The sequence below is a fragment of the Streptomyces sp. DH12 genome, from assembly GCF_020873895.1.
Lineage (GTDB): Bacteria > Actinomycetota > Actinomycetes > Streptomycetales > Streptomycetaceae > Streptomyces.
In genome coordinates, this window is record NZ_JAHWGT010000667.1 from 1 (window position 1) to 526 (window position 526).

General features: G+C 76.2%; 1 pseudogene. It reads left to right on the forward strand.

Annotated elements, in window-relative coordinates:
- Window positions 1–331: 331 nt before the first annotated feature.
- A pseudogene (locus tag LPA54_RS36380) lies at window positions 332–526 on the forward strand (hypothetical protein); the annotation flags it as partial.

The following is a 526-nucleotide window of genomic DNA, read 5'->3' on the forward strand; positions in this document are numbered from 1 at the left end:
TCGAGGACCTGGTCCGCCGCGAAATGGCCTCCGCGGTCGAGCTGAGGGTCCCCCTCGGCGTCTCGGTGGGCGTGGGCCCGGACTGGGAGTCGGCGGCGCACTGACGCGGCACCTGTATCCGGGGCGCGGTCCTGGAGCCGCGCCCGGCATCCGCGCACCCGTGACGAGGCACCGCCGTCCCGGAGCATCCGCGTGAGGATGTCACCGCAGGTCGGAGCGGATCCGGGAGGGTGTCCCGGCGTGTGCCGGGCTTCGGTTCTTCACTCGCGTGGCCCCCGCAGGGGGGCCCGTGCCGCGGTGGGCGGCGAGCATGCCAGGCATGGGTATACGCATGCTTCACCGCAGAGCGGCACCCCCGCGGGCCGACGCCGACGGACCCACCACCCAGGCGTTTCCGCCGGTCCCGGTCTTCGCGGCCGCCGCAAGTACCGCCCGCGTCCCCGGCGGCCTGACGGCCGCGTTCCGCGGCGCCGCCGCCCGGCTCGGGCGGCGCGTCACCGGCAACCGGTGGAGAACCGGCCGTACC